A 21,416-nucleotide genomic window follows, 5' to 3' on the forward strand; every position below is an offset into this window, starting at 1 on the left:
TCGCAGCGCAGTCGGCGCAGCCGACCGCCACAGTCAGCGCCACCGTCGGCTGCCGCCTGCCGCGCCGCGCAGATCGTCGGACGGAATGAACTGCTGCTATGAGCCCCAAGCCGCACAAGAAGTCGAGGCGGAGAGTCCCGGACCGCTTCAGAAATCCATGTCCAGTTCCTCGATCTCGTCGGGTTCGAGCTTGGCGGCGGCCACCCACTCCTTCATCTCGGGCATCGCCATGATCGTCTTGCCGTACTCCGCGCAGACCGCGGGCACCTTGACGTCGTAGGTGATGAAGCGCGTGACCACCGGCGCGAACATCGCATCGGCCGCGCTGCGCTGCTTGCCGAAGAGGAACGGGCCGCCATAGGTGGCCAGGCAGTCGGTCCAGATGTCGATCACGCGGTCGATGTCGGGCTGGGCGCCGGCCCACACCTTGTGCTTGGGGAAGCGCCCCTTCAGGTTCACCGGCAGCGACGAACGCAGGTTGGCGAAGCCCGAGTTCATCTCGCCGCACACCGCCAGGCAGTGCGCGCGGGCCAGGCGGTCGGCCGGCAGCAGCCCCGTCTCGGGGTGCAGCTCATGCAGGTACACGGCGATGGCCATGGTGTTCCACACCTTCGCGCCGTCGTGCTCTAGGCAGGGCACGCGGATCGACGGGGCCAGCAGCAGCAGTTCCTTGCGCGCGTCGGCATCGTCGGGCGAGACCATCACCTCGGTGAAGGGCAGCCCCGCGAAGCGCACCAGCAGCCAGCCGCGCAGCGACCACGACGAATAGTTGCGGCTGCTCAGCGTCAGCGTGGTGGTGGTGCTGGCTGCGGGCACGCGTGCGCGCCCACCGGAGGCCGCGGCGCGGCGGGGCTTGGACACGGTGGCAGAGGGCATCGGCGGACTCCAGGGCTGGTGCAGCCCCGGTCATCACGCAAGCCCTGTGCCACATGCACCGCCGGGGTGCCGGGGCCCGCTTCGGGGGCGCCGATGGTCGACCCTGGGGCGTCGCTGGCTCGCTTGTTGCATGCGCCGCTGCACTCGCTGCCCCTGCCGCGATCGGAGATCCCATGATGTACCAGGCCTACCAGGCACAGTCGGATCTGATGTGGCCGATGCGCACGCTGGCATCGCTGATGCCGCCCGCGCTCGATCTCCATGGCGCCTCGCTGGCCGCGCCGCGCCTGTCGCGCCGGCTGGCGGCGGCCTGCAAGGTGCTGGACCTGGCGCAGGTGACGCACAGCTGCCCGCCCTGGGGCATCGACAGCGTGGACGTCAAGGGCGAGGCGGTGCCGGTGACCGAGGAAGAGGTGATGGTCACGCCCTTCGCCACGCTGCGGCGCTTTCGCAAGGCCGGTGCGCCCGATCAACCCAAGGTGCTGGTGGTGGCGCCGATGTCGGGCCACTTCGCCACGCTGCTGCGCGACACGGTGCGCACCGCGCTGGCCGACCACGACGTGCACGTCACCGACTGGCACAACGTGCGCGACGTGCCGCTGTCGGACGGCCGCTTCGGGCTGGACGAGTACACCCAGCACATCATCGACTTCCTGGCCGCGATGGGGCCGGGCGCCAACATCATCGCGGTGTGCCAGCCCTGCGTGGCCTCGCTGGCCGCGGTGGCGCTGATGTCCGAGGACGACCACCCCGCCACGCCCGCCAGCCTGACGCTGATGGCCGGCCCGATCGACTGCCGCATCAGCCCGACCGAGGTCAACAAGCTGGCCACCACCAAGCCGATCGAGTGGTTCGAGAAGAACCTGATCAGCCGCGTGCCCTGGCGCCACCGCGGTGCGGGCCGCCGGGTGTACCCGGGCTTCGTGCAGCTGTCGGCCTTCATCAGCATGAACAAGGAGCGCCACACCCAGGCCTTCAAGTCGTACTACAAGCACCTGGTGGACGGCGAGTTCGAGCAGGCCGAGATCACTCGCACCTTCTACGAGGAGTACATGGCGGTGGCCGACCTGGCCGCCGATTTCTACCTCGAGACGGTGCGCCTGGTGTTCCAGGAGTACGCGCTGCCCAAGGGCGAGTTGCATTTCCGCGACCGCCTGGTCAACCCGGCCGCGATCCGCCGCACCGCGCTGCTGACGGTGGAGGGCGAGCGAGACGACATCTGCGCCATCGGCCAGACCCTGGCCGCGCAGGACCTGGCGTCCAGCCTGCGGCCCTACATGCGCACGCACTACGTGCAGCCCAACGTCGGCCACTATGGCGTGTTCAGCGGCAAGCGCTGGCAGAACCACATCTACCCGGTGGTGCGGGACGTGATCCACGTGTCGCAATAGCGCCGCTGGCCGGCCCGCGGTCGCTGATGGCGACGCGGCCCCGTCAGCAGATGGCCTGCGGCGGCAGGCCGCTGCAGTGCCGCCGCCACATCGCGTCGTACAGCGATTCCAGGTCGGTGGTGTAGGCCGGCACGTCGAACAACGGCGCGTCCCGCCTCAGCACCTCGAGCCGCGCGCGCAGCGCGGCCAGCCGCGGGGCGTCGGTGGCCAGGGCCACGGCCAGCGCGGCGTAGTCGTCCAGCGAATGCGTCACCAGCTCGGGCAGGCCCACCGCGTGCAGCAGGCTGCCGGCGACGCGCGACGCGAAGGTGTCGCCGGCGCAGGTGAGCATCGGCACGCCGGCCCACAGCGCGTCGCTGGCGGTGGTGTGGGCGTTGCAGGGCAGCGTGTCCAGCACCAGGTCGGCCAGCGGCAGGCGGGCCAGGTGCTCGTCCTGCGGCAGGTGCGGTGCGAACACCAGCCGGTGCGGGGCGACGCCGCGGGCCATGGCCTCGCGCCGCAGGTTGCCCTCGGCGGCCTCGCTGCCCAGCAGCCACAGTACGCTGCCCGGCGCCTGGTCGAGCACCGTGCACCACAGGCCGAAGACCTCGGGCGTGAACTTGAAGGCCTGGTTGAAGCAGCACAGCACCAGGCCGTCGTCGGGCAGGCCGGCGGCTGCGCGCGTGGACGTGGCGGCCACCGTGGCCGGCCGGCCGTGCGGCTGGTAGCTGTGCGGCAGGCAGGCCAGCGCCTCGCTGTAGTCGGCCGCCGCGGCCGCCGGCGTGACGAAGCGGTCGCTCACCAGGTAGTCGCAGAAATCGCCGCCCAGCGTGCCCGGGTAGCCGAGGAAGCCCACCTGCACCGGCGCCGGCCGGTAGGTCAGCAGGCTGGTGCGGCTGCCGGCGGTGTAGCCCTTCAGGTCGACGAGGATGTCGATGCCGTCGGCATGAATGGCGCGTGCCGCGGCGGTGTCGTCGAGCGCGGCGATGTCGTGGAAGCCGTCGAAGGCGGCGGCCAGCCGCTGGCGCATGCCGCCGCCGACATCGGCACCGTGGCTGTAGGCGTGCAGTTCGAAGCGCGCATGGTCGTGGGCCTCCAGCATCTCCACCATCAGCCAGGCGGTGGCGTGCTGCTGCAGGTCGCCCGACAGGTAGCCCAGGCGCAGGCGGCGCGGCGCGCTGTCGCCAGCCGTGCCGTGCTCGGTGGGCCGGTCGGCGCCCGGCCCGTGGTGCTGGCCCGCAAACTCGGCGGCCAGCCGGTCGCGGTCGCCCTGGTTGGCGCGCAGCCGTGCGGCCATCCAGCGCTCGGCGCAGCGGCGCTGCTCGGCGGCGGTGATGCCGGGCAGCGACAGCAGGTGGAAGGGCGGCGTGGCCGCCGCGTCGGGGTCGGCCAGCGCGGCCAGCGCGCGCGGCCGCCAGGTGTCGAAGTTTTCCCACTCGCACCAGGCGCGGCTGCGCGCGTAGTGTTTCACCGCGGCGGCCCCGTGGGCTGGGTGGCGGCCGTCACGGCGATTCGCCGAACCAGCCGGGCTGCCGGCGGCGCAGCGCGTCGAGCAGCTCCAGCGTCTGCGGCACCAGGCCGTTGATGGCGTACCAGGTGGCCTCGCGGCGCGGCTGCGCGCTGCCCTGCAGTGCGGCGGGCAGCACGGCCCAGCCCCGCCAGTCGAGCTGCACCAGCGCCTGCTGCTGCGCCGACGTGGTGCGGCCCAGCGCGTCGACCATCGCGCGCAGGTGGCCCTCGACCGCACCGAGCGTCAGCGCGCTGGCGAACAGCTCGTCCTCGTCCTGCATCGGGGCCAGCAGCGTGGCGATGGCCCAGCCGTGCTCCGCCACCTGGGCCAGCGGCGGACCGTCGAGCGAACCCCGGTCGGGCGGGCGCTGGTGCGGCGATGGGGCCATGTCGTGGCGGAGGTTCAGCCCGACATGGCGCCGAGCAGTTCCACCGTCAGGGGCTCGGTGCCCACCACCACCTGGCAGGCCAGGCGCGACTTGGCTCCGATGCCCACCAGCGTGTCGAGCTTGGCGTTCTCGGCCGGGCCGATGCGGTTGATGCCCTTGCGGCCTTCGGTGACGAAGATGTGGCATGAGCCGCATTCGGCCTTGCCGGTGCACTTGTCGAGCAGTTGCTCGCCGGCGTCGATCACGGCCTTGAGCAGCACGGTGCCGGGCTCGACTTCGACGGTCTTGCCCGAGGGGCGGAGGGTGATGGTGGTCATGGCAGGGGGTGTCCGTGGGGTCGGTCGGTGGAATCGATGGGGTCAGGCGGTGGCCGTGGCGCCTGCGGCCAGGCGCGCCGCCACCTCGGTCAGCGGCAGCGCGATGCGGGTGATGCCCTGCTCCTCGAGGAAGCGCGCTTCCATGCGCGTGGGCTCGTCGGGCAGCACCGCGAAGTGCGGGCCGGCGCTGCGCTTCATGATCTGCCGCGCAAAGGCCCGCGGCAACTGGTCGTTGAAGCGGCAGCCCAGGAAGACGAAGCCCAGGCTGGCGCGTCGCTGCTGCACGAGCGCGGGGATCGGCGTCTGGATGTCGATCTCGGTCAGCACCTCGACGAAGTCGGAGTCCGAGACGAGGAAGTTGCCCGACGGCACGCGGCCGCCCCAGGGCTTGTAGAGCACCGTGCGCGCGGCCACCGGGTCGGGGCTGGGCGTGCCGTCGGGCAGCGTCCAGCCGGTCCAGGTGCCGAAGTGCTCGCTCTGGCTCAGGCCCTGCACCTCGGCCCAGTCGCTGCGCGCGGCCAGCGCCTGGCGCAGCGTGTCGTCGTACCAGGTGTCGACGATCACCGGGCTGCCCAGCGTGGCCAGCCAGCGGTGCAGCGCAGACGGCGCGGCGGCTTGCTTGAACGCCTCGTTCATCGCCGACACCAGCGTCTTGCGGTGCTTGAAGTTCTCGATGAACTGCGCCGCGGCGGTGAGCCGGTTGCGGATCTTGCCGGGCACCGACACGCGGGCGGTCAGCACGGCGGCCAGGGCCACCGGGTCGGCCGGCGGCGTGGGGCCGTCGCACAGCGCCAGCATGCCGGGCCCGAGGTAGGGCGCCAGCGTGCCGGCGGCCAGGCCATCGGCCACGGTGGCGGGCAGGTCGTACAGAGTGGAAGACGGCATGGGGGGCTTTCGAGGGGGAGGGATCAGTAGATGGCGGCGCCCGCGCCGACGTTGACCGACGAGTCCTTCAGCGTCTCGACGATGAAGCGCACGTGGTCGGCGTCGAGCCCGGCGTGGAAGGGCAGGGCCACCGCGCGGTCGGCGATGCGCTCGGCCAGCGGGAACTGGCCACGCAGCCAGCCCTGCTGGCGGTAGGCGAACTGCTGGTGCAGCGGCTGGCACCAGCGCGCCGCCTCGATGCCCTCGCCGGCCAGGTCGTCGACGATCTGCGCGCAGGCGCTGGCGGTGAAGCGCTGGCCCAGGTGCACGACGAAGAGCATCCAGTGCACGGCGTCCACACCGGCCGCGCGGAACGGCGGCTTGATGCCCTCGAAGCTTTGCATGCGGTCGAGGTACAGCGCGGCCACGGCGGCGCGCCGCTCCAGCAGCTCGGGCAGCCGCGCCAGCTGGCCGGCGCCGAGCGCGGCGGTCAGCTCGCCCATGCCGGCCTGCAGGGGCACGCGCGCGCCCACCGACACCGAGCGCCGGTCGGCCAGAGACCGCGAGCGCAGGTAGCGCAGTTCGGTGGCCAGCGCGTCGTCGTCGGTGACCACCATGCCGCCCTCGCCGCAGCACAGCGCCGCCGGCTGCGAGAAGTCGAACACCGACAGGTCGCCGAAGCGGCCCACCGGCTGGCCGCGCCACAGCGAGCCGATGGCCTCGGTGGAATCCTCGATCAGCGCCAGGCCCTGGCGGGTGGCCAGGGCGCGCAGGGCCGTCCAGTCGGCGGGGTGGCCGTTCACGTTGCCGGCCAGGATGGCGCGGGTGGCGGGCCCGATCTGCGCCGCCGCGCGCAGCGGGTCGAGGCAGCCCGTCCAGTAGTGGATGTCCGACAGCACCAGCCGCGCGCCGGTCAGCGTCACCGCGTGGGCCACCTGGTGCCAGCCGTTGGGCGAGGCGATCACCTCGTCGCCCGGCCCGATGCCCAGCGCGCGCAGGGCCAGCCAGGTGCCGAGCGTGCCGCTGGCCACCGCGACGGCGTGCCGGCGGTTCAGCGAGTCGGCGAACTGGCGCTCGAAGTGAGCGACCATGCGCCCGCCGGACAGGCGAGGCTGCGCCAGCGCGGCCTGCACCAGGCCGAGCTCGACGTCGCCCAGGTCGGGCTGGCTCAGCGGGATCTCGGCCTCGACCTCGCCGAGGTCCGCATCGGCCGCGCGGGGGTCGCCCTCGGCCGGATCGACGAGTTCGGGGACGAGGGCCTTGTCCATGTTCAGGCCAGGTCGGACACGAAGAGGCCGGCGGCCCGCGCCGCATCGGTGGTGACCTGCCAGCAATGGCCGTCGCTGGCGCCGAAGTACAGCGCGCGGCGGCTGCCGCTGGCGACGGGGATTTCGCCGCGCATGTCGAAGGCATCGACCACCACCACCTTCAGCGCGCCGTGGCGTGCCCGCAGCGCGGCCGCGGCCTCGCGCACGGTGCCAGCGGCCTCGGCGATGGCCAGGGCCTCCTGCAGCGCCACGGCGTCCATGGTGGACGATGCAGGCAGGGTGCTCATTCCGCCGACAGCCTGCGCGCCTCGACCGTGATCGGCAGCGAGGTGCCCTCGGCCATCTCGGGCAGCGCCAGGGTCCAGCCGTTGGCCAGCGTGATGGTGCCGCCCCACAGGCCGGGCAGCTCCTGCGACACCACCGGCTCCTCCAGGTCCTTCTTCGGCACGTAGGCCGAGAGCACTCCGGCCGCATTGCGGCGCATCATCACTTTCATGGGTTTTCTCCAGGGGGTCGATCGGTTCGGTTCGTGTCAGTCGAGGGCCGCACAGGTGTCGGCGGCCTCGCGGGCCAGCAGCGGGGCGATCGCGCGCACCGCGGCGTCCAGGGCCCGTTCGATCTCGTCGGCGCGGGTGTCGCGGCCCAGCGAGAAGCGCACGCCGGCCTTGGCCTGCGCGGCGCTCAGGCCCATGGCCAGCAGCACGTGCGAGGGCTGCGTGCCGCCGGCACTGCAGGCCGCGCCCGACGAGGCCACCACGCCGGCGCGCTCCAGGCGGTCGAGCACGCGCTCGCTGTCCAGCGTGCCGAAGCGCAGGCAGCAGGTGTTCGGCAGCCGCTCGGCCGCATCGCCCAGCAAGCGCGCCTCGGGCAGGGCCTGCAGCAGCCCGGATTCGAGCCGCTGGCGCAGCTGCGCCATGCGGGCCAGGTCGGCGCTGAGCGTGTGCGCGGTGCGCTCGCAGGCGGCGGCGAAGCCGGCGATGCCGGGCAGGTTCTCGGTGCCGCCGCGGCGGTGGCGCTCCTGCCGGCCTTCCAGCAGCGGCTGCAGCGCCAGGCCCTTGCGCACCAGCAGCGCGCCGATGCCCTTGGGGCCGTGCAGCTTGTGCGCCGACACGCTGGCCAGGGCGATGCCGCTGCCGGCGAAGTCGAAGTGCGACTTGCCCACCAGCTGCGTGGCATCCACGTGCAGCGGGCAGCCGGCCTCGTGCGCCAGCGCGGCGAGGGCGGCGATCGGCAGGTGCACGCCGGTCTCGTTGTTGGCGCCCATCACGCTGACCAGGGCCACGTCGGGGCCGATCAGCGCGCGGGCGGCCGCCAGGTCGAGCCGGCCCTGCGCGTCCACCGGGATCAGGTCGACCGGCACGCCCTCGGCCTGCAGCCGGCGCGCCAGGGCCAGCAGGCCGGGGTGTTCCACCGCCGACAGCACCAGCCGGCGCCGCTCGGTGCCGCGGGCCAGCGCCAGGGCGCCGCGCACCGCCATGTGGTTGGCCTCGGTGGCGCCGCTGGTGAACACCAGCTCGGCACCCTGGCAGCCCAGGAAGCTGGCCACCCGCGTGCGCGCATCGACCAGCAGCCGGCGCGCGCGCTGGCCCGGCGCGTGGGTGGACGACGGGTTGGCCCAGGCGCCCTGCAGGGCGTCGAGCATCTCGGTCACCACCTCGGGCGAGGGGGCGGTGGTGGCGTTGTGGTCGAGGTAGATCATGGCCAGTACACCCGGTCGGGGTCCTCGCAGACCAGGGCCAGCGCCTCGGCCAGCGACAGGTCGTCGGCGCGCGGCTGCCAGGCGCCGGCGGCGTGGTCGCGCGACAGCACCGACCAGCGCCCGTCGCCCTCGGGCACGAAGCGGGCGATGTCGATCTCGCCGCCCTGCTTGTCGATGCTGCGCGAGCAGTTGGGGCTGGCGATGCGCCAGCCGTCGCCGTCGCGCTCGACGTGCGGTTGCACGTAGCGGTAGCGGGTGCGGCGGCGCAGGGCAGTTTCGATGCGGCGGCGGTCGAGTTCGACCACGGCGCCGCCCGGGCCGCCCGGGTTACCCGGGCCACCTGGCCCACCCTGGCGTGTGGGCGGCGGGCGCGAGCGGCCATTGCCGCCGCCGCGCCGTCCCGGGGCGGGCCGTGGGGTCACGCCAGCGCCTCCGGGGCAGCCGCCGGGGCTGCCAGCAGGCGCCCGGCCTCGGCGGCGGGCAGCAGCTCTTCCTCGAGGCAGCCCAGCACGCACAGGCCGAAGTCGACCATGTACAGCGGCAGGTTGGCCTCGGCGTGGTGGCCGATCTGCACGATCTCGCCGGGGCCGCCGGCGACGATCAGCAGGTGGTCCTCGGGCACCTCGGGCACGCTGCCGTCGTTGTACAGGTCGACGGCCGCGACGACGGACTGGCCCCAGGCGTACTTGGGTTCGCGTGGATCGATCATGGCGGGTGGTTCCTCGTTGGATCAGCGCAGCGCGCGCAGGGCGGTGATGGGGTCGGTGAGCGAGGCGCCGGGGGTGCCACCGGCCGGGCCGAACTTCTCGGCCAGCACGGCCAGCACCTCGGGCGGCAGGTGGTCGAGCGTGCACAGCTCCTTGGCGCGCATGCCGACGCGGTGGCCCGATTCGACGAACTCGACCTCGTAGATGTAGAACTGCTGCAGGAAGGTGCCCACCGAGCGCACGTAGCCGAGCTGGCCCTTCTGCACCAGCACCTCGCCGATGTCGCGGCCCTGGAAGGTGCCGTCGTTGCGCACCACGCTGCGGCAGACCACGCGCTCGCCGATGTCGAAGCGCGGCGGGTGGGCAAGTTCGACCTCGCCGTCGTCGCGGGCGATGTCAGCCATGGGAGGCCTCCAGTTCGTCCTGTCGTTGGGCGGCGCGCTCGCGCACGTCGGGTTCGTCGTCGCGCAGCAGACGCTGCAGCAACGCGCCTTGTGCGCGGCCGGCCACGGTCCAGCGCACGGTCCAGTCGGTGTCGTGCGACAGCGCATCGAGCAGCGGCGCCGGCAGGCGCTCGGCGACCACGCGGCGCACCTCGGGCGCCGGGTCGGCCACCAGGCCCAGCAGTGCCGGCATGGGCAGCCGCAGTGCCACCTCGCCGCGCACCTGGCGGTCGGGGTCGTGCATCAGCGCGGCCAGCAGCGGCGGCGCGATGCGGCGGGCCACGACCAGCCGAACGGCCTCGTCGACATCGCCCAGCAGGGCCGGCAGTTCGGCCTCGGCCAGGCGCCAGGCCACGCGCAGGCGCACCTCGCGGTGCGGGTCTTGGCGCATCCGAGCGAGCAGGCGTTGCGGCAGCCGCAGGGCCACCTGCAGGCGCACGGTCTCGTCGGGGTCGTCCATCAACGCCGGCAGGCTGAACAGCTCGACATGCCGTGCCGCGATCGCCCGCACCTCGAAGTAGGGGTGCTGCAGGTGCGCGCCGGCCAGGGTCGGGTGGCGGCGGAAGAAGCGGTCGATGCGGCGCGCGTAGGCGTCCTGCATGCAGCAGCGGCCGGGCTCGCAGCCGCCGTCGTCGGCGCTGCGTGCGCGCAGCACGTGATGGGCGCAGGCGGTGCAGTCGATGGCGCGGCCCTGCCAGTCGCGGGCGGGGATGTCGTCCCACGCCGGTGACCGGCTGCCCGATCCGTCGGGCAGGGTTGCGGCAGCCGGCGCGGGCGTGTCCATGGCGGCGTCAGGCGGCATCCGGCGGCGCCAGGGGGCGTTCGGCGGCGTTCGGCCGGCCGGAGGCGCGGGCCCAGGCCGCCGCGCCGAAGACCGGCGGGGCCTCGTCGCCGGTGGGCGCGTCGTCGTCGAGTTCGCCGACCAGCGCGCGCACGCGCACGGCCTCGATCAGCGCGCCGCCGACGCGGTCTTCGGGGTCGAGCTCGCGCAGCTTGGCCAGCGCGTCGCGGGCCTCGACGGCGTCGTCCAGGCGCAGGCTCAGGTAGGCGTAGCCCTTCAGTACGAACAGGTAGAAGCGGGTGCGCGCCTCGGTGCGCGCGCCGGGCAGCGGCTGCCCCGGCACGTCGCGCCACACCGGTGGCAGGCCCAGCGCCTGCGCACCGACCACCAGCGCCCGGCGCGCCACGTCGCGCGCGGCGGCCAGCCGGTGGCCGTAGAAGTGGTGGCGGTAGAAGGCGATCAGCACCGCCGGGTGCCCCGGCGCCAGGGCCTGCGCCCGCATCAGCTGGGCCATGGCCTGGCTGGGGTCCTGGCCGCGCAGTTCGCCGGCCAGGCGCAAGGCCGCTTCGGCCTGCGCCGGCAGCCCGGCGCCGAGCACCGCGTCGTCGAAGTCGACGGCCGGGTCCATGGCGTCAGGCCGCATGCGTCACACCTTGGCGACGCGCTTGATCGAGCCGGCCAGCACGCTGGCCTCGGCCGGTCGCGCCGGGGCGGCATCGCCCGAGGTCGAGCAGCCGCAGGCCGCCTGCGCCGGGTTGAAGAAGGTCAGGCCGCCCTGCGTGGGCGACTCGGAGAAGTCCACCGTCACGCCGTCGAGCATCAGGCGGCTCTCGGCGGGCAGGAACAGGCGCAGACCGTTCACCGCCACCACGGCGTCGCCGTCGCGTGGTGCGGCTTCCACCGTGAATTCGCTCGAGTAGCCCGAGCAGCCGCCGGGCGACACCGTCAGGCGGAAGCCGCCGGTGGGGTGCTCGGAGAACCGCACCATGCGGGCCATGAACTTTTCCGCCGCGGCGGTGACGGTCATCTGGGGTTGCAGCATCGGGGGCCTCAGGCTTTCTTGATGCAGCCGTCGACCGGGCACACGGCCACGCACTGCGGCGCGTCGAACTGGCCTTCGCACTCGGTGCACTTCTTCGGGTCGATGGTGTAGGTGCCGCCCTTCTCGCGGATGGCAACGTTGGGGCACTCGGGCTCGCAGGCCGAGCAGGCGGTGCACATGGAGGCGATGATCTTCAGGGCCATGGGGTTCTCCTGGGGGGTGTGGTGGGGAGGGGGAAGCGGTTGCCGGCTGGACGCGTTTTTGGAAGGCTAGGCGGCGGATTCGACGGCGCCGGTGAACGCACCCTGGCGGATGCGCGCATCGCCGCGCGGCTGGTGCACGATGGCGCCGCTGGCCACGCGGGCGCAGTAGTCGGCAAACCACTGCAGCGCGGCCTTCTCGATGAAGTCGTGCGCGTACTGGTCGACCGGTTCGATGCCGGCGGCGGTGAGTTCGTCGCGCGGGCAGGCGCCGATCTTGGACACCAGCACCGCATGGCAGTCGTTGATGGCGCTGACGATGGACGGCAGCTGCTCGTCCTCGCCAAAGCCGCCCTGGCAGTACAGGTCCACTCGGCGATGGCCGACGAAGAGCGCCTGCTTGCGGCTGACTTCATAGATCTGGAATTCGGTGGCGTGGCCGAAGTGCTGGTTGACGCGGCCCTGGCCCTCGGTGGCCACGGCCACGAGCACGCTCAGGTCCTCTTCACCGGCAATGAGGCTGGCGTCCAGCGCATCGGCCAGCGCGTCCACCTTGGCCTGGTGCTGGGCCGCCCGCTCGGCCTCCACCTTCTGCTGGTAGGCGCGGCGCTTGTCGATGTCGTACACCACGTCCATCGCCTCGATCTTGTCGAGGGTGAACTCCTCGCTGCGGTCCTCGCCCAGCAGGCCCACCGCATCGGCGCGGCACTGGCGACAGTGGCGCATCAGGTTGGCGCCGCCCATGCACGCATCCTGCACGGCCTTCAGCTCCTGTGCGGTGGGGCCGCGCTGGCCGGTCAGGCCGAAGACGGTGCCGTGCTCGGCCTCGCTGATCAGCGGCATGATGTTGTGCAGGAAGGCGCCGCGCTTCTTCACCTCGCGGTTCACCTCGATCAGGTGCTCGTCGTTGATGCCCGGGATCAGCACCGAGTTGATCTTGGTGAGCACGCCGCGGGCGGTGAGCATCTCCAGGCCCAGCATCTGCCGCTCGTGCAGGATCTTCGCGGCCTCGTAGCCGGTCACACGCTTGTGGTCCCAGAAGATCCAGGGGTAGATCTTCTCGCCCACCGCCGGGTCGACCATGTTGATGGTGATGGTGACGTGGTCGATGTTGTACTTGCAGATCTCGTCGACCATGTCCGGCAGCGCCAGGCCGTTGGTGGACAGGCACAGCTTGATGTCCGGCGCCTTCTCTGACAGTTCGCGCATGGTGTCGAAGGTCTTCTTCGGGTTGGCCAGCGCGTCGCCCGGGCCGGCGATGCCCAGCACCGTCATCTGCGGGATCTCGCTGGCCACCGCCAGCACCTTCTTCACCGCCTGCTCGGGCGTGAGCTTCTGGCTCACCACGCCGGGGCGGCTTTCGTTGCTGCAGTCGTACTTGCGATTGCAGTAGTTGCACTGGATGTTGCAGGCCGGCGCCACGGCCACGTGCATGCGCGCAAAGTGGTGGTGCGCCTCTTCCGAGTAGCAGGGGTGGTTCTTGACCTTCTCCCAGATCTCGGCCGGCATGTCGTCGGGGCCACCGGACGAGCCGCAGCTGGCCTTTCCCTCGCCGCCCTGCGTGCTGCAGCCGCCGGCCGCCACCTCGACGGGGGCACTGACCGCACTGCGGCCCTTGCGCAGGTCGCCGATCGAAACAAACGCCGTGGTGCTGGACATGGGGGACGCCTCGGTGTGCAGGTGGGAGTTGAGTCCCCCATTGCGAGAGGCGTGCCAGACCGTGCCGGCCGGAAAAAGCCTTGTGGATCAGGGGCTTGGCGCTGTCGGCCGGGCCGTGCCGGCTGTTGGGTTGGCGACAAACCCGACAGGTGGCGGAGCGCTCGCACGGCGGGCGGGGCGTGGCTATGATCCGCGGGCCGGCCCGGGGCCACCGGGCCCGGCCACGGCACCGTCGGGTCGCGACGGGGTCGCCGCGCCTCCTCGAACCCCCTCACCGAAGGAACGCAGATGGATCTCGGACTCAAGGGCCTGAAGGCCATCGTCACCGGCGGCACCAAGGGCATCGGACGCGCCATCGCGCAGACGCTGGCCGCCGAGGGCGCCGACGTGGCGCTGTGCGCCCGCAACGCCGCCGAGGTCGCGGCCACCGCGGCCGATTTCGGCCAGCGCTATGGCGTCAAGGTCGTCGGCCGCGCCGTCGACGTGGCCGACGGCCCCGGCCTGGCCGCCTGGGTCGACGAGTCCGCCGCCGCGCTGGGCGGCATCGACATCGTGGTGGCCAACGTCAGCGCGTTGGCCATCGCGCCCGACGAGGCGGCGTGGCAGAAGGGCTTCGAGGTCGACATGATGGGCACGGTGCGGCTGGTCAATGCCGCGATGCCCTGGCTCGAGAAGAGCACGAACGCGTCGATCGTCACCATCTCCAGCGTGTCGGGCCGCGAGATCGACTTCGCCTCCGGCCCCTACGGCGCGTTCAAGGCGGCCATCATCCACTACACGCAGGGCGTGGCCTACCACCTGGCGGGCAAGCGCATCCGCGCCAATTCGGTGTCGCCCGGCAACACCTATTTCGAAGGCGGTGTGTGGGACCAGATCGAGCACGGCAACCCCGAACTATTCAAGCTGGCCATGAGCCTGAACCCCACCGGGCGCATGGGCACGCCGCAGGAGATGGCCAATGCGGCGGCCTTCCTGGCCAGCCCGGCGGCCAGCTTCATCACCGGCACCAACCTGGTGGTCGACGGCGCGCTGACCAAGGGCGTGCAGTTCTGAACGCCCCAAGGCCCGCCAGGGCCGGCCGCCCCCGACGGGGCCCGCGGCGTAGGCCCTGGCGCCCTGCTGACGACGTGTTCATCCCGGCTGCATAGAATCGCCAGCTTTTGCTGCAGTGCAGCGCCCTGGGGAAGAACACCGTGAAACGCTCGATCGTCCTGGCCTTGGCTGCCACCGTGTGCCTGGCGGCCTGTTCCAAGGGTGAGCAGGCGGCCGCACCTGCGACCACCGCTGCCGCCCCCGCCGCGCCCGCTCCGGCGGCTGCGCCGGCGGCACCGTCAGTGCCGTCACAGGTTCGCTCGCTCGAGCCCGCGCCCAACACCGGCAAGGTGATGCAGGTGCAGCACGCCGGCAGCTACACCTACGCCGAGGTCGAAGGCCCCAACGGACAGCGCGCCTGGATCGCCGGCACGGTGATCGCCGTCAACGTCGGCGACGAGGTGCAGTGGGGCGACTATTCGGTGATGCGCAACTTCACCGCCAAGTCGATCGGCCGCACCTTCGACTCGATCCTGTTCGTCAACAGCTGGGGCAAGGCCGGCGCGCCCGTAGTGGCCACACCGGTGCACGGCAGCATGCCCACGCCCACGGTGGCCGACGTGGCCGACGCCAACAACACGGGTGTCGTCAAGAGCGTGGCCGTGGCCGGCGGCTACAGCTACGTCGAGGTCGACCGCGGCGGCAAGGTGGTCTGGGTGGCCGCAATGGAAACCCCGATGAAGCCCGGCGACAAGGTGCAGTGGCAAGGCGGCGCCGAGATGCGCAACTTCAACGCCAAGTCGCTGGGTCGCACCTTCGACCAGATCGTCTTCGCGCAGGCGATCGCGGTCGTCCGCTGAGCCCCGGCCCTTGCCAGAGGGCCCCTCGCGGTCTCGGCCCCCGTCCGCCGCCGGTCGCTGCGCCGAGCCTCGTCAGGGCGTCGGCTGCCGCGCCAGCGCCGCGCGGATGCGCTCGATGGTGTCTTCCACCCGCGCCCGGGTGGACACCTCCAGCCCCAGCTGCCGCGCGATGTCGTTCACCCGCGCCGGGTTCAGCGGCACGCCGCCGGCATCCACCGCGGCGATGAGGTCGAGCGCGCGCTGGCGCTCCGACAGCACCTTCGGTCGACGCCGCTCCAGCCAGGCCCGAAACCACTTCATCACGCCAGTTTAGGGTGGCGGGCGGGCGTTGCGCCTAAGGGGTCGGCCCGACCCGCGTGGGCGGCCGATGCGGGTATGGTGGCGCATCGCCATGCCAGGACACCCGCCCATGAAGATCGCCTTTTTCGGAACCGGCCTGATGGGCTCGGGCTTCGTCCGCCGGCTGCGCGCCACCGGCCACGAACTGCAGGTGTGGAACCGCAGCCCCGCCAAGGCCCGCGCGCTCGAGGCCGACGGCATCCGCGCCTTCGACGACCCCGCCGAGGCGCTGGCCGGCGCCGACCGGCTGCATCTGTCGCTGGGCGACGACGCGTCGGTCGATGCGGTGCTCGAGCCGATCGCCGCCAGCATTTCCACCACCACCTGGATCGTCGACCACACCACCACCGCCGTGGCGCCCACCGCCGCGCGCATCGCGCGCTGGACGGTGCGTGGCCGCAGCTTCGTGCACGCCCCGGTCTTCATGGCCCCGGCCAATGCGCTGGAAGGCACCGGGCTGATGCTGGTGTCCGGCGCGCAGGCGCGCCACGACGTGCTGCTGCCGTCGCTGCAGAAGATGACCGGCACCGTGCTCTACCTGGGCGAGGCGCCCGAGCGGGCGGCGGCCTTCAAGCTCTTCGGCAACCTCACGCTGCTGGGCATCATGGGCGTGCTGGGCGACGTCAACCGCCTGGCGCAGTCGGTGGGCATCTCCACGCAGGACGCGTTCTCGCTGTTCAAGCACTTCAACCCGGGCCAGTTCCTGCCGGCGCGGGCCGAGCGCATCGCCACCGGCGACCTGACCCAGCCCTCGTTCGAGATGGCCATGGCCCGCAAGGACGTGCGCCTGATGATCGAGGAGGCGCAGCGCGGCGGGGTCGACCTGTTCGTGATGCCCGGCGTGGCGGCGATGTTCGATGCCGCCATCGCGCGCGGCGAAGGCGCGCTGGACGCGGCCGCCGCGGCGCGCGTGGCCCGCTGAACCGACCCGCTGGCGCGCCGCGATGATCGAACACCACCTCGACCTGCCCACCGCCGACGGCGCGATGAACACCTTCGTCGTCCACCCCGACGAGGGCGGGCCGTTCCCCGTCGTGCTGTTCTACATGGACGCGCCCGGCAAGCGCGAAGAGCTGCACGACATGGCGCGGCGCCTGGCCTCGGTGGGCTATTTCGTCGTGCTGCCCAACCTTTACTACCGGCGCTCGCGCGATTTCAAGCTGCTCGAGCGCACCGAGCCGGCGCTGTCCGAGATGTTCGCGCTGATGGCCACGCTGGACCGCGCCAGCACCGTCTGCGACACCCGCGCGATGCTGGCGTACGTCGACGCGCAGCCGCTGGCCGACGCCCGCCGGCTGGGTGCCGTCGGCTACTGCATGAGCGGGCCGTTCGTGGTGTGGGCGGCGGCGGCATTTCCCGACCGGCTGCGCTGCATCGCGTCGATCCACGGTGCCAACATGGCCACCGACCAGCCCGATTCGCCGCACCGCGTGGCCGCCACGCTGCAGTGCGAGAGCTACTTCGCCTGTGCCGAGACCGACCGCTGGGCGCCGCCGGCCGACATCCAGGCGCTGCAGGCCGGCCTGCAGGCGTCGGCCGCGCCGCACCGGGTGGAGTGGTACCCGGGCACCGAGCACGGCTTCGCCTTCCCGCTGCGCGCCGGCGCTTACCACAAGGCCTCAGCCGAGCGGCACTGGGAGCGGCTGTTCAGCCTCTTCGGGCGGCGGCTGCACCCCGCCGGGTGACACCGGCGCGGCGCTTCCGCTCACCGCTGTCACGGGCCGACACACCCGCGGCCGGCCGCGGCACCTGACGGGCGTCAACTGCGCCGCCATCGAACACCCGCCGGAGCGCCTGCCAGTCAGCGCCGGTACAGCAACCGGTGGCAGAGTGCGCTGCGCGGGCACACTGCCAGGCCGCGGGTTCGCCGCCGGCTGGAGACGCCCGACCCCACATCCAGGAGACGCGTCCATGACGACCAAGCAGCCCACGATCATCTACACCCTCACCGATGAAGCGCCCCTGCTGGCGACTTGCGCGTTCCTGCCGATCATCCGCACCTTCACGGCGCCGGCGGGCATCGAGCTGGCCACCAGCGACATCTCGGTGGCGGCGCGGGTGCTGGCGGCCTTCCCCGAGCGCCTGACCGAGGCCCAGCGCGTGCCCGATCATCTGGCCGAGCTGGGCAAGCTCACCCTGGAGCCCGAGACCAACATCATCAAGCTGCCCAACATCAGCGCCTCGCAGGGCCAGCTGGTGGCCTGCATCAAGGAACTGCAGGGCAAGGGATACGCGATCCCCAACTTCCCCGAAGACCCGAAGACCGACGAAGAGAAGGCCATCCGCGCGCGCTATGCCAAGTGCATCGGCAGCGCGGTGAACCCGGTGCTGCGCGAAGGCAACTCCGACCGCCGGGCGCCCCGTGCGGTGAAGGAATACGCCCGCAAGAACCCGCACAGCATGTCCGACTGGAGCCAGGCCTCGCGCACCCACGTCTCGCACATGCACCACGGCGATTTCTACCATGGCGAGAAGTCGATGACGCTGGACAAGGCCCGCGACGTGCGCATGGAGCTGGTCACGGCCAGCGGCAAGACCGTGGTGCTCAAGCCCCTGACCAAGCTGCTGGCCGGCGAGGTGATCGACAGCATGTTCATGAGCAAGCAGGCGCTGTGCGACTTCTACGAGAAGGAGATCGAGGACGCGCACAAGACCGGCGTGATGTTCTCGCTGCACGTCAAGGCCACGATGATGAAGGTCTCGCACCCGATCGTCTTCGGCCACTGCGTGAAGATCTTCTACAAGGATGCCTTCGCCAAGCACGGCAAGCTCTTCGACGAGCTGGGCGTGAACGTCAACAACGGCATGGCCAACCTGTACGACAAGGTCGCCACGCTGCCGCAGAGCACGCAGGACGAGATCAAGCGCGACCTGCACGCCTGCCACGAGCACCGCCCCGAGCTGGCGATGGTCGATTCGGCCAAGGGCATCACCAACTTCCACTCGCCCAACGACATCATCGTGGACGCGTCCATGCCCGCGATGATCCGCAACGGCGGCAAGATGTGGGGCGCCGACGGCCGCCTGAAGGACGTCAAGGCCGTGATGCCCGAGAGCACCTTCGCCCGCATCTACCAGGAGATGATCAACTTCTGCAAGTGGCACGGCAACTTCGACCCGAAGACCATGGGCACGGTGCCCAACGTGGGCCTCATGGCGCAGCAGGCCGAAGAGTACGGCTCGCACGACAAGACCTTCGAGATCGCCGAGGCCGGCGTGGCCAACATCGTCGACATCGCCACCGGCGAGGTGCTGATGAGCCAGAACGTCGAGCCGGGCGACATCTGGCGCATGTGCCAGGTGAAGGACGCGCCGATCCGCGACTGGGTCAAGCTGGCCGTCACCCGTGCGCGCAATTCGGGCATGCCGGCGGTGTTCTGGCTCGACCCGTATCGCCCCCACGAGAACGAGCTGATCAAGAAGGTCAACCTCTACCTGAAAGACCACGACACCACCGGCCTGGACATCCAGATCATGAGCCAGGTGCGGGCCATGCGCTACACGCTGGAGCGCGTGGTGCGCGGGCTGGACACCATCAGCGTCACCGGCAACATCCTGCGCGACTACCTGACCGACCTGTTCCCGATCATGGAGCTGGGCACCAGCGCCAAGATGCTGTCGATCGTGCCGCTGATGGCCGGTGGCGGCATGTACGAGACCGGTGCCGGCGGCTCGGCGCCCAAGCACGTGCAGCAGCTGGTGGAAGAAAACCACCTGCGCTGGGATTCGCTGGGCGAATTCCTGGCCCTGGCGGTGAGCCTGGAAGACCTCGGCATCAAGACCGGCAACGGCCCGGCCAAGATCCTGGCCAGGACGCTGGACGCCGCCACCGGCAAGCTGCTCGACCACAACAAGGGCCCCAGCCCCAAGACCGGCCAGCTCGACAACCGCGGCAGCCAGTTCTACCTCGCGATGTACTGGGCCCAGGAGATGGCCGCGCAGACCGACGACAAGGCGCTGGCCGCCCGCTTCGCCCCGCTGGCCAAGGCGCTGGCCGACAACGAGCAGAAGATCGTGCAGGAACTGGCCGCCGTGCAGGGCAAGCCAGCCGACATCGGCGGCTACTACCTGGCCGACACCGCCAAGTGCGAAGCCGTGATGCGGCCGAGCGCCACGCTCAACTCGGTGCTGGCGGCGGCGCGCGGCTGATCGGCCGGGCGTCGGCCGCGCGCGCCGCGGCCGACAGCGGCGGCATCACAACGATGTCAGCCGCTGCATGGGCCCGCGCATCTGCTCGCTCAGGCGCTGCACCAGGGCGGCGTCGGTGGACGGCGATGCCGCCAGGATGATCGTCACCCCGGGCAGGGCCGCAAACCCCTGTGACGGGGTCAGCACCACGGCGTCGGCCGGGACGCAGCTTTCGGCGACCACCGAGACCGCGAAGCCGGCGCGCACGGCCGCCTGGATGGCCGACATGCTGCGGCTGGTGCAGACGATGCGGTGCTCGCGGCGGCGCTGGCGCAGTTGCGCCAGGGCCCACTTGCGGAAGATGCATCCGTCGGGGAACAGCGCCAGCGGCAGGCAGTCGGTGCTGGTGGCATCGAAATGGGCGGACGCCGTCCACACGACGCGTTCGGTGCGCAGCACCATGCCCTCCTGCGTGTCGGTCTCCGCGGACAGGATGGCCAGGTCGAGCTGACCGTCGGCCACCAGCGGCCGCAGTTCGGCGCTGGGCGCGCACAGCACCTCGATGTGCGCCTGCGGCGCCAGGCGGGCCAGCGTGGCCAGCAGCGGGCCCATCAGCGCCGCGATGTAGTCGTCCGGCAGGCCCACGCGCAGGTTGCCGCCGAACTCCGGCGCCTGGAAGTGCGCCAGCGCCTCGGCCTGCAGCGCCAGCATGCGGCGCGCATAGCGCACCAGCTCGTTGCCGTCGTGGGTGAGCGCCAGCCGCCGCCCCTGGCGTTGCAGCAGGTCGCGGTCCAGTTGCTGGCCGAGCTTGCTCAGGTGCATGCTCACCGCAGACGGCGTCTTGTGCACCAGATGGGCCGCGCCACGGCAGCTGCCGGCGTCGGCGAAGGCCACCAGGGTGCGCAGTTGTTCGAGATCCAGGAGCATGGGTCAGTTGACGAACCGTGAACTGTCAGCTCACGAAGTTTATGTTTTCAGCAACGCGGCGTCGCCCTACAGTGGCCGCTTCTGTCGAACTTCCAAGCGAGACCCCATGGCCGATCTGCGCCTGCGCAAGCTGGTGATCCAGCTCGAGGAAACCCACACCGAGATGGGGCGCGCGGTCGACCCGCCGTCGCGCAAGGTCACGGTGGCGGCGGTGATCGCCAACCCCTGCGCCGGGCAGTACGTCGAAGACCTGTCGGTGCTGGTCGACCTGGGCGCCCAGGTGGCCGAGCTGCTGGCCGCGCGCGGCGTGGCCGCGCTGGGCGTGGCGCCGGACGATGTGACGAGCTACGGCAAGGGCGCCATCGTCGGCACCGCCGGTGAGCTGGAGCATGCCGCGGCGCTGCTGCACCCGCGCTTCGGCGCGCCGGTGCGGCGTGCGGTGCACAAGGGCGACGACATCATCCCGTCGACCAAGAAGGTCGGCGGCCCGGGTTCGACGATCGTGATGCCGGTGACCAACAAGAACCGGATCTGGAACTTCGACGACATGGACGCGGCCGAGATCACCGTGCCCGATTCGCCGCGGCCCGACGAGGTGCTGGTGGCGCTGGTGCTGGGCATCGGCGGCCGTCCGCTGCACCGCGTGCAGCCGGTCAAGTGAGGGCCGGGCCATGTTCAAGGCGATCATCCTGCTGCAGCGGCGCGCCGACATGAGCCGCGCCGAGTTCAGCCATTGGTGGCTGGGGGCCCATGCCCAGCTGGCGCTGGGCCTGCCCGGGCTGCGCGGCCTCTGCTTCAACCTGGTCGAGGGCGACGCCGCGGGCGACGTCGACGGCGTGTCGGAGCTGTGGTTCGACAGCCAGGCCGCGTTCGAGGCCGCCTACGCCACCGAGCATGGCCGCGCCGTCGCCGCCGATTCGATGGCCCACGTGGCGCGCCGCGAGCGGCTGTTCGTCACCGAGCACGCGCTGCGCACGCCCGCGGCCTGAACCCCTTCGAAGGAGAC

The 21,416-nt window shown here is 71.7% G+C and carries 27 protein-coding genes; 8 read left to right on the forward strand and 19 right to left on the reverse strand.

The annotated features are described in order from the left end of the window. Window positions 1-147: 147 nt before the first annotated feature. Entirely contained in the window at window positions 148-876 is a 729-nt protein-coding gene (locus EOINJALH_RS22990) for a glutathione S-transferase (protein WP_088284524.1), read from the reverse strand. Window positions 877-1,049: 173 nt separating this feature from the next. On the opposite strand from EOINJALH_RS22990, the gene EOINJALH_RS22995 reads away from it, so the two are divergent. Then, a complete protein-coding gene (locus EOINJALH_RS22995) occupies window positions 1,050-2,267 on the forward strand; it encodes a polyhydroxyalkanoate depolymerase (RefSeq protein ID WP_088284526.1) in 1,218 nt (405 codons plus the stop codon). Between the two features lie 43 nt (window positions 2,268-2,310). On the opposite strand, the gene EOINJALH_RS23000 is transcribed toward EOINJALH_RS22995, so the two are convergent. The 16 genes from EOINJALH_RS23000 to nifB all read right to left on the reverse strand — a co-directional run bounded on the left by EOINJALH_RS23000 (window position 2,311) and on the right by nifB (window position 13,124). Further along, the gene (locus tag EOINJALH_RS23000) at window positions 2,311-3,717 is read right to left on the reverse strand and encodes a UDP-N-acetylglucosamine-peptide N-acetylglucosaminyltransferase (RefSeq protein WP_088284528.1); all 1,407 of its coding nucleotides are present in this window, start codon (window positions 3,715-3,717) and stop codon (window positions 2,311-2,313) included. Between the two features lie 31 nt (window positions 3,718-3,748). Next, window positions 3,749-4,144 carry a hypothetical protein gene (locus EOINJALH_RS23005; protein ID WP_088284530.1) on the reverse strand — a complete coding sequence of 132 codons (396 nt, stop codon included), beginning with the start codon at window positions 4,142-4,144 and terminating at the stop codon, window positions 3,749-3,751. A 14-nt stretch (window positions 4,145-4,158) separates the two neighbouring features. Then, entirely contained in the window at window positions 4,159-4,461 is a 303-nt protein-coding gene (locus EOINJALH_RS23010) for a 2Fe-2S iron-sulfur cluster-binding protein (RefSeq protein ID WP_088284532.1), read from the reverse strand. Between the two features lie 42 nt (window positions 4,462-4,503). Continuing rightward, on the reverse strand, window positions 4,504-5,346 hold the full coding sequence (locus EOINJALH_RS23015) for an SIR2 family protein (RefSeq protein WP_088284534.1): 843 nt from the start codon (window positions 5,344-5,346) through the stop codon (window positions 4,504-4,506). 23 nt (window positions 5,347-5,369) lie between these two features. Next, window positions 5,370-6,593: a DegT/DnrJ/EryC1/StrS aminotransferase family protein gene (locus tag EOINJALH_RS23020; protein ID WP_088284535.1), complete on the reverse strand. Its 1,224-nt coding sequence runs from the start codon at window positions 6,591-6,593 to the stop codon at window positions 5,370-5,372. A gap of 2 nt (window positions 6,594-6,595) precedes the next feature. Next, entirely contained in the window at window positions 6,596-6,880 is a 285-nt protein-coding gene (locus tag EOINJALH_RS23025; protein ID WP_234413995.1) for a hypothetical protein, read from the reverse strand. Further along, window positions 6,877-7,089, reverse strand: a complete 213-nt coding sequence (gene nifT, locus EOINJALH_RS23030; RefSeq protein WP_088284537.1) for a putative nitrogen fixation protein NifT — start codon at window positions 7,087-7,089, stop codon at window positions 6,877-6,879. The genes EOINJALH_RS23025 and nifT overlap by 4 nt, the downstream gene beginning before the upstream one ends. 36 nt (window positions 7,090-7,125) lie before the next feature. Next, window positions 7,126-8,292: a cysteine desulfurase family protein gene (locus tag EOINJALH_RS23035; RefSeq protein ID WP_088284539.1), complete on the reverse strand. Its 1,167-nt coding sequence runs from the start codon at window positions 8,290-8,292 to the stop codon at window positions 7,126-7,128. Then, complete coding sequence (locus tag EOINJALH_RS23040; protein WP_234413996.1) at window positions 8,289-8,714, reverse strand: hypothetical protein; 426 nt, start codon at window positions 8,712-8,714, stop codon at window positions 8,289-8,291. The genes EOINJALH_RS23035 and EOINJALH_RS23040 overlap by 4 nt, the downstream gene beginning before the upstream one ends. Next, on the reverse strand, window positions 8,711-9,001 hold the full coding sequence (locus EOINJALH_RS23045) for a nitrogen fixation protein NifZ (protein WP_088284544.1): 291 nt from the start codon (window positions 8,999-9,001) through the stop codon (window positions 8,711-8,713). Before EOINJALH_RS23045 ends, EOINJALH_RS23040 begins: the two co-directional genes overlap by 4 nt. Before the next feature lie 21 nt (window positions 9,002-9,022). Continuing rightward, entirely contained in the window at window positions 9,023-9,403 is a 381-nt protein-coding gene (locus tag EOINJALH_RS23050) for a nitrogen fixation protein NifZ (protein WP_088284546.1), read from the reverse strand. Further along, entirely contained in the window at window positions 9,396-10,244 is an 849-nt protein-coding gene (locus tag EOINJALH_RS23055; RefSeq protein ID WP_234413997.1) for a 4Fe4S-binding leucine-rich repeat protein, read from the reverse strand. Before EOINJALH_RS23055 ends, EOINJALH_RS23050 begins: the two co-directional genes overlap by 8 nt. Next, the gene (locus EOINJALH_RS23060; protein WP_234413998.1) at window positions 10,234-10,866 is read right to left on the reverse strand and encodes a hypothetical protein; all 633 of its coding nucleotides are present in this window, start codon (window positions 10,864-10,866) and stop codon (window positions 10,234-10,236) included. Before EOINJALH_RS23060 ends, EOINJALH_RS23055 begins: the two co-directional genes overlap by 11 nt. 3 nt (window positions 10,867-10,869) lie before the next feature. Beyond that, on the reverse strand, window positions 10,870-11,265 hold the full coding sequence (locus EOINJALH_RS23065; protein ID WP_199873463.1) for an iron-sulfur cluster assembly accessory protein: 396 nt from the start codon (window positions 11,263-11,265) through the stop codon (window positions 10,870-10,872). A gap of 8 nt (window positions 11,266-11,273) precedes the next feature. Continuing rightward, on the reverse strand, window positions 11,274-11,468 hold the full coding sequence (locus EOINJALH_RS23070) for a 4Fe-4S binding protein (protein WP_088284550.1): 195 nt from the start codon (window positions 11,466-11,468) through the stop codon (window positions 11,274-11,276). 66 nt (window positions 11,469-11,534) lie between these two features. After that, the gene (gene nifB / locus EOINJALH_RS23075) at window positions 11,535-13,124 is read right to left on the reverse strand and encodes a nitrogenase cofactor biosynthesis protein NifB (RefSeq protein ID WP_088284552.1); all 1,590 of its coding nucleotides are present in this window, start codon (window positions 13,122-13,124) and stop codon (window positions 11,535-11,537) included. A 288-nt stretch (window positions 13,125-13,412) separates the two neighbouring features. On the opposite strand from nifB, the gene EOINJALH_RS23080 reads away from it, so the two are divergent. Further along, a complete protein-coding gene (locus EOINJALH_RS23080) occupies window positions 13,413-14,177 on the forward strand; it encodes an SDR family NAD(P)-dependent oxidoreductase (protein WP_088284554.1) in 765 nt (254 codons plus the stop codon). 140 nt (window positions 14,178-14,317) lie between these two features. Continuing rightward, window positions 14,318-15,016, forward strand: a complete 699-nt coding sequence (locus EOINJALH_RS23085; protein WP_199873464.1) for a hypothetical protein — start codon at window positions 14,318-14,320, stop codon at window positions 15,014-15,016. 72 nt (window positions 15,017-15,088) lie between these two features. On the opposite strand, the gene EOINJALH_RS23090 is transcribed toward EOINJALH_RS23085, so the two are convergent. Beyond that, the gene (locus tag EOINJALH_RS23090; protein WP_088284556.1) at window positions 15,089-15,316 is read right to left on the reverse strand and encodes a hypothetical protein; all 228 of its coding nucleotides are present in this window, start codon (window positions 15,314-15,316) and stop codon (window positions 15,089-15,091) included. Between the two features lie 109 nt (window positions 15,317-15,425). Between EOINJALH_RS23090 and EOINJALH_RS23095 the strand changes: the two genes are divergently transcribed. The 3 genes from EOINJALH_RS23095 to EOINJALH_RS23105 all read left to right on the forward strand — a co-directional run bounded on the left by EOINJALH_RS23095 (window position 15,426) and on the right by EOINJALH_RS23105 (window position 19,504). Then, window positions 15,426-16,277, forward strand: a complete 852-nt coding sequence (locus EOINJALH_RS23095) for an NAD(P)-dependent oxidoreductase (RefSeq protein ID WP_158219858.1) — start codon at window positions 15,426-15,428, stop codon at window positions 16,275-16,277. Between the two features lie 22 nt (window positions 16,278-16,299). Then, entirely contained in the window at window positions 16,300-17,040 is a 741-nt protein-coding gene (locus tag EOINJALH_RS23100) for a dienelactone hydrolase family protein (protein WP_088284604.1), read from the forward strand. A 226-nt stretch (window positions 17,041-17,266) separates the two neighbouring features. Then, window positions 17,267-19,504: an NADP-dependent isocitrate dehydrogenase gene (locus EOINJALH_RS23105; protein ID WP_088284560.1), complete on the forward strand. Its 2,238-nt coding sequence runs from the start codon at window positions 17,267-17,269 to the stop codon at window positions 19,502-19,504. Window positions 19,505-19,549: 45 nt separating this feature from the next. Here EOINJALH_RS23105 and EOINJALH_RS23110 read toward each other — a convergent pair whose 3' ends face one another. Beyond that, on the reverse strand, window positions 19,550-20,410 hold the full coding sequence (locus tag EOINJALH_RS23110) for a LysR substrate-binding domain-containing protein (RefSeq protein ID WP_088284562.1): 861 nt from the start codon (window positions 20,408-20,410) through the stop codon (window positions 19,550-19,552). A gap of 106 nt (window positions 20,411-20,516) precedes the next feature. Here EOINJALH_RS23110 and EOINJALH_RS23115 point away from each other — a divergent pair, with 106 nt between their 5' ends. Then, window positions 20,517-21,071 (forward strand): amino acid synthesis family protein, encoded by a 555-nt coding sequence (locus EOINJALH_RS23115; RefSeq protein ID WP_088284564.1) that lies wholly within the window; start codon window positions 20,517-20,519, stop codon window positions 21,069-21,071. A gap of 10 nt (window positions 21,072-21,081) precedes the next feature. Then, complete coding sequence (locus EOINJALH_RS23120) at window positions 21,082-21,399, forward strand: EthD family reductase (protein WP_088284566.1); 318 nt, start codon at window positions 21,082-21,084, stop codon at window positions 21,397-21,399. Window positions 21,400-21,416: the final 17 nt, after the last annotated feature.

It is taken from the genome of Ideonella sp. A 288, assembly GCF_002198735.1.
Classification (GTDB): domain Bacteria; phylum Pseudomonadota; class Gammaproteobacteria; order Burkholderiales; family Burkholderiaceae_C; genus Pseudaquabacterium.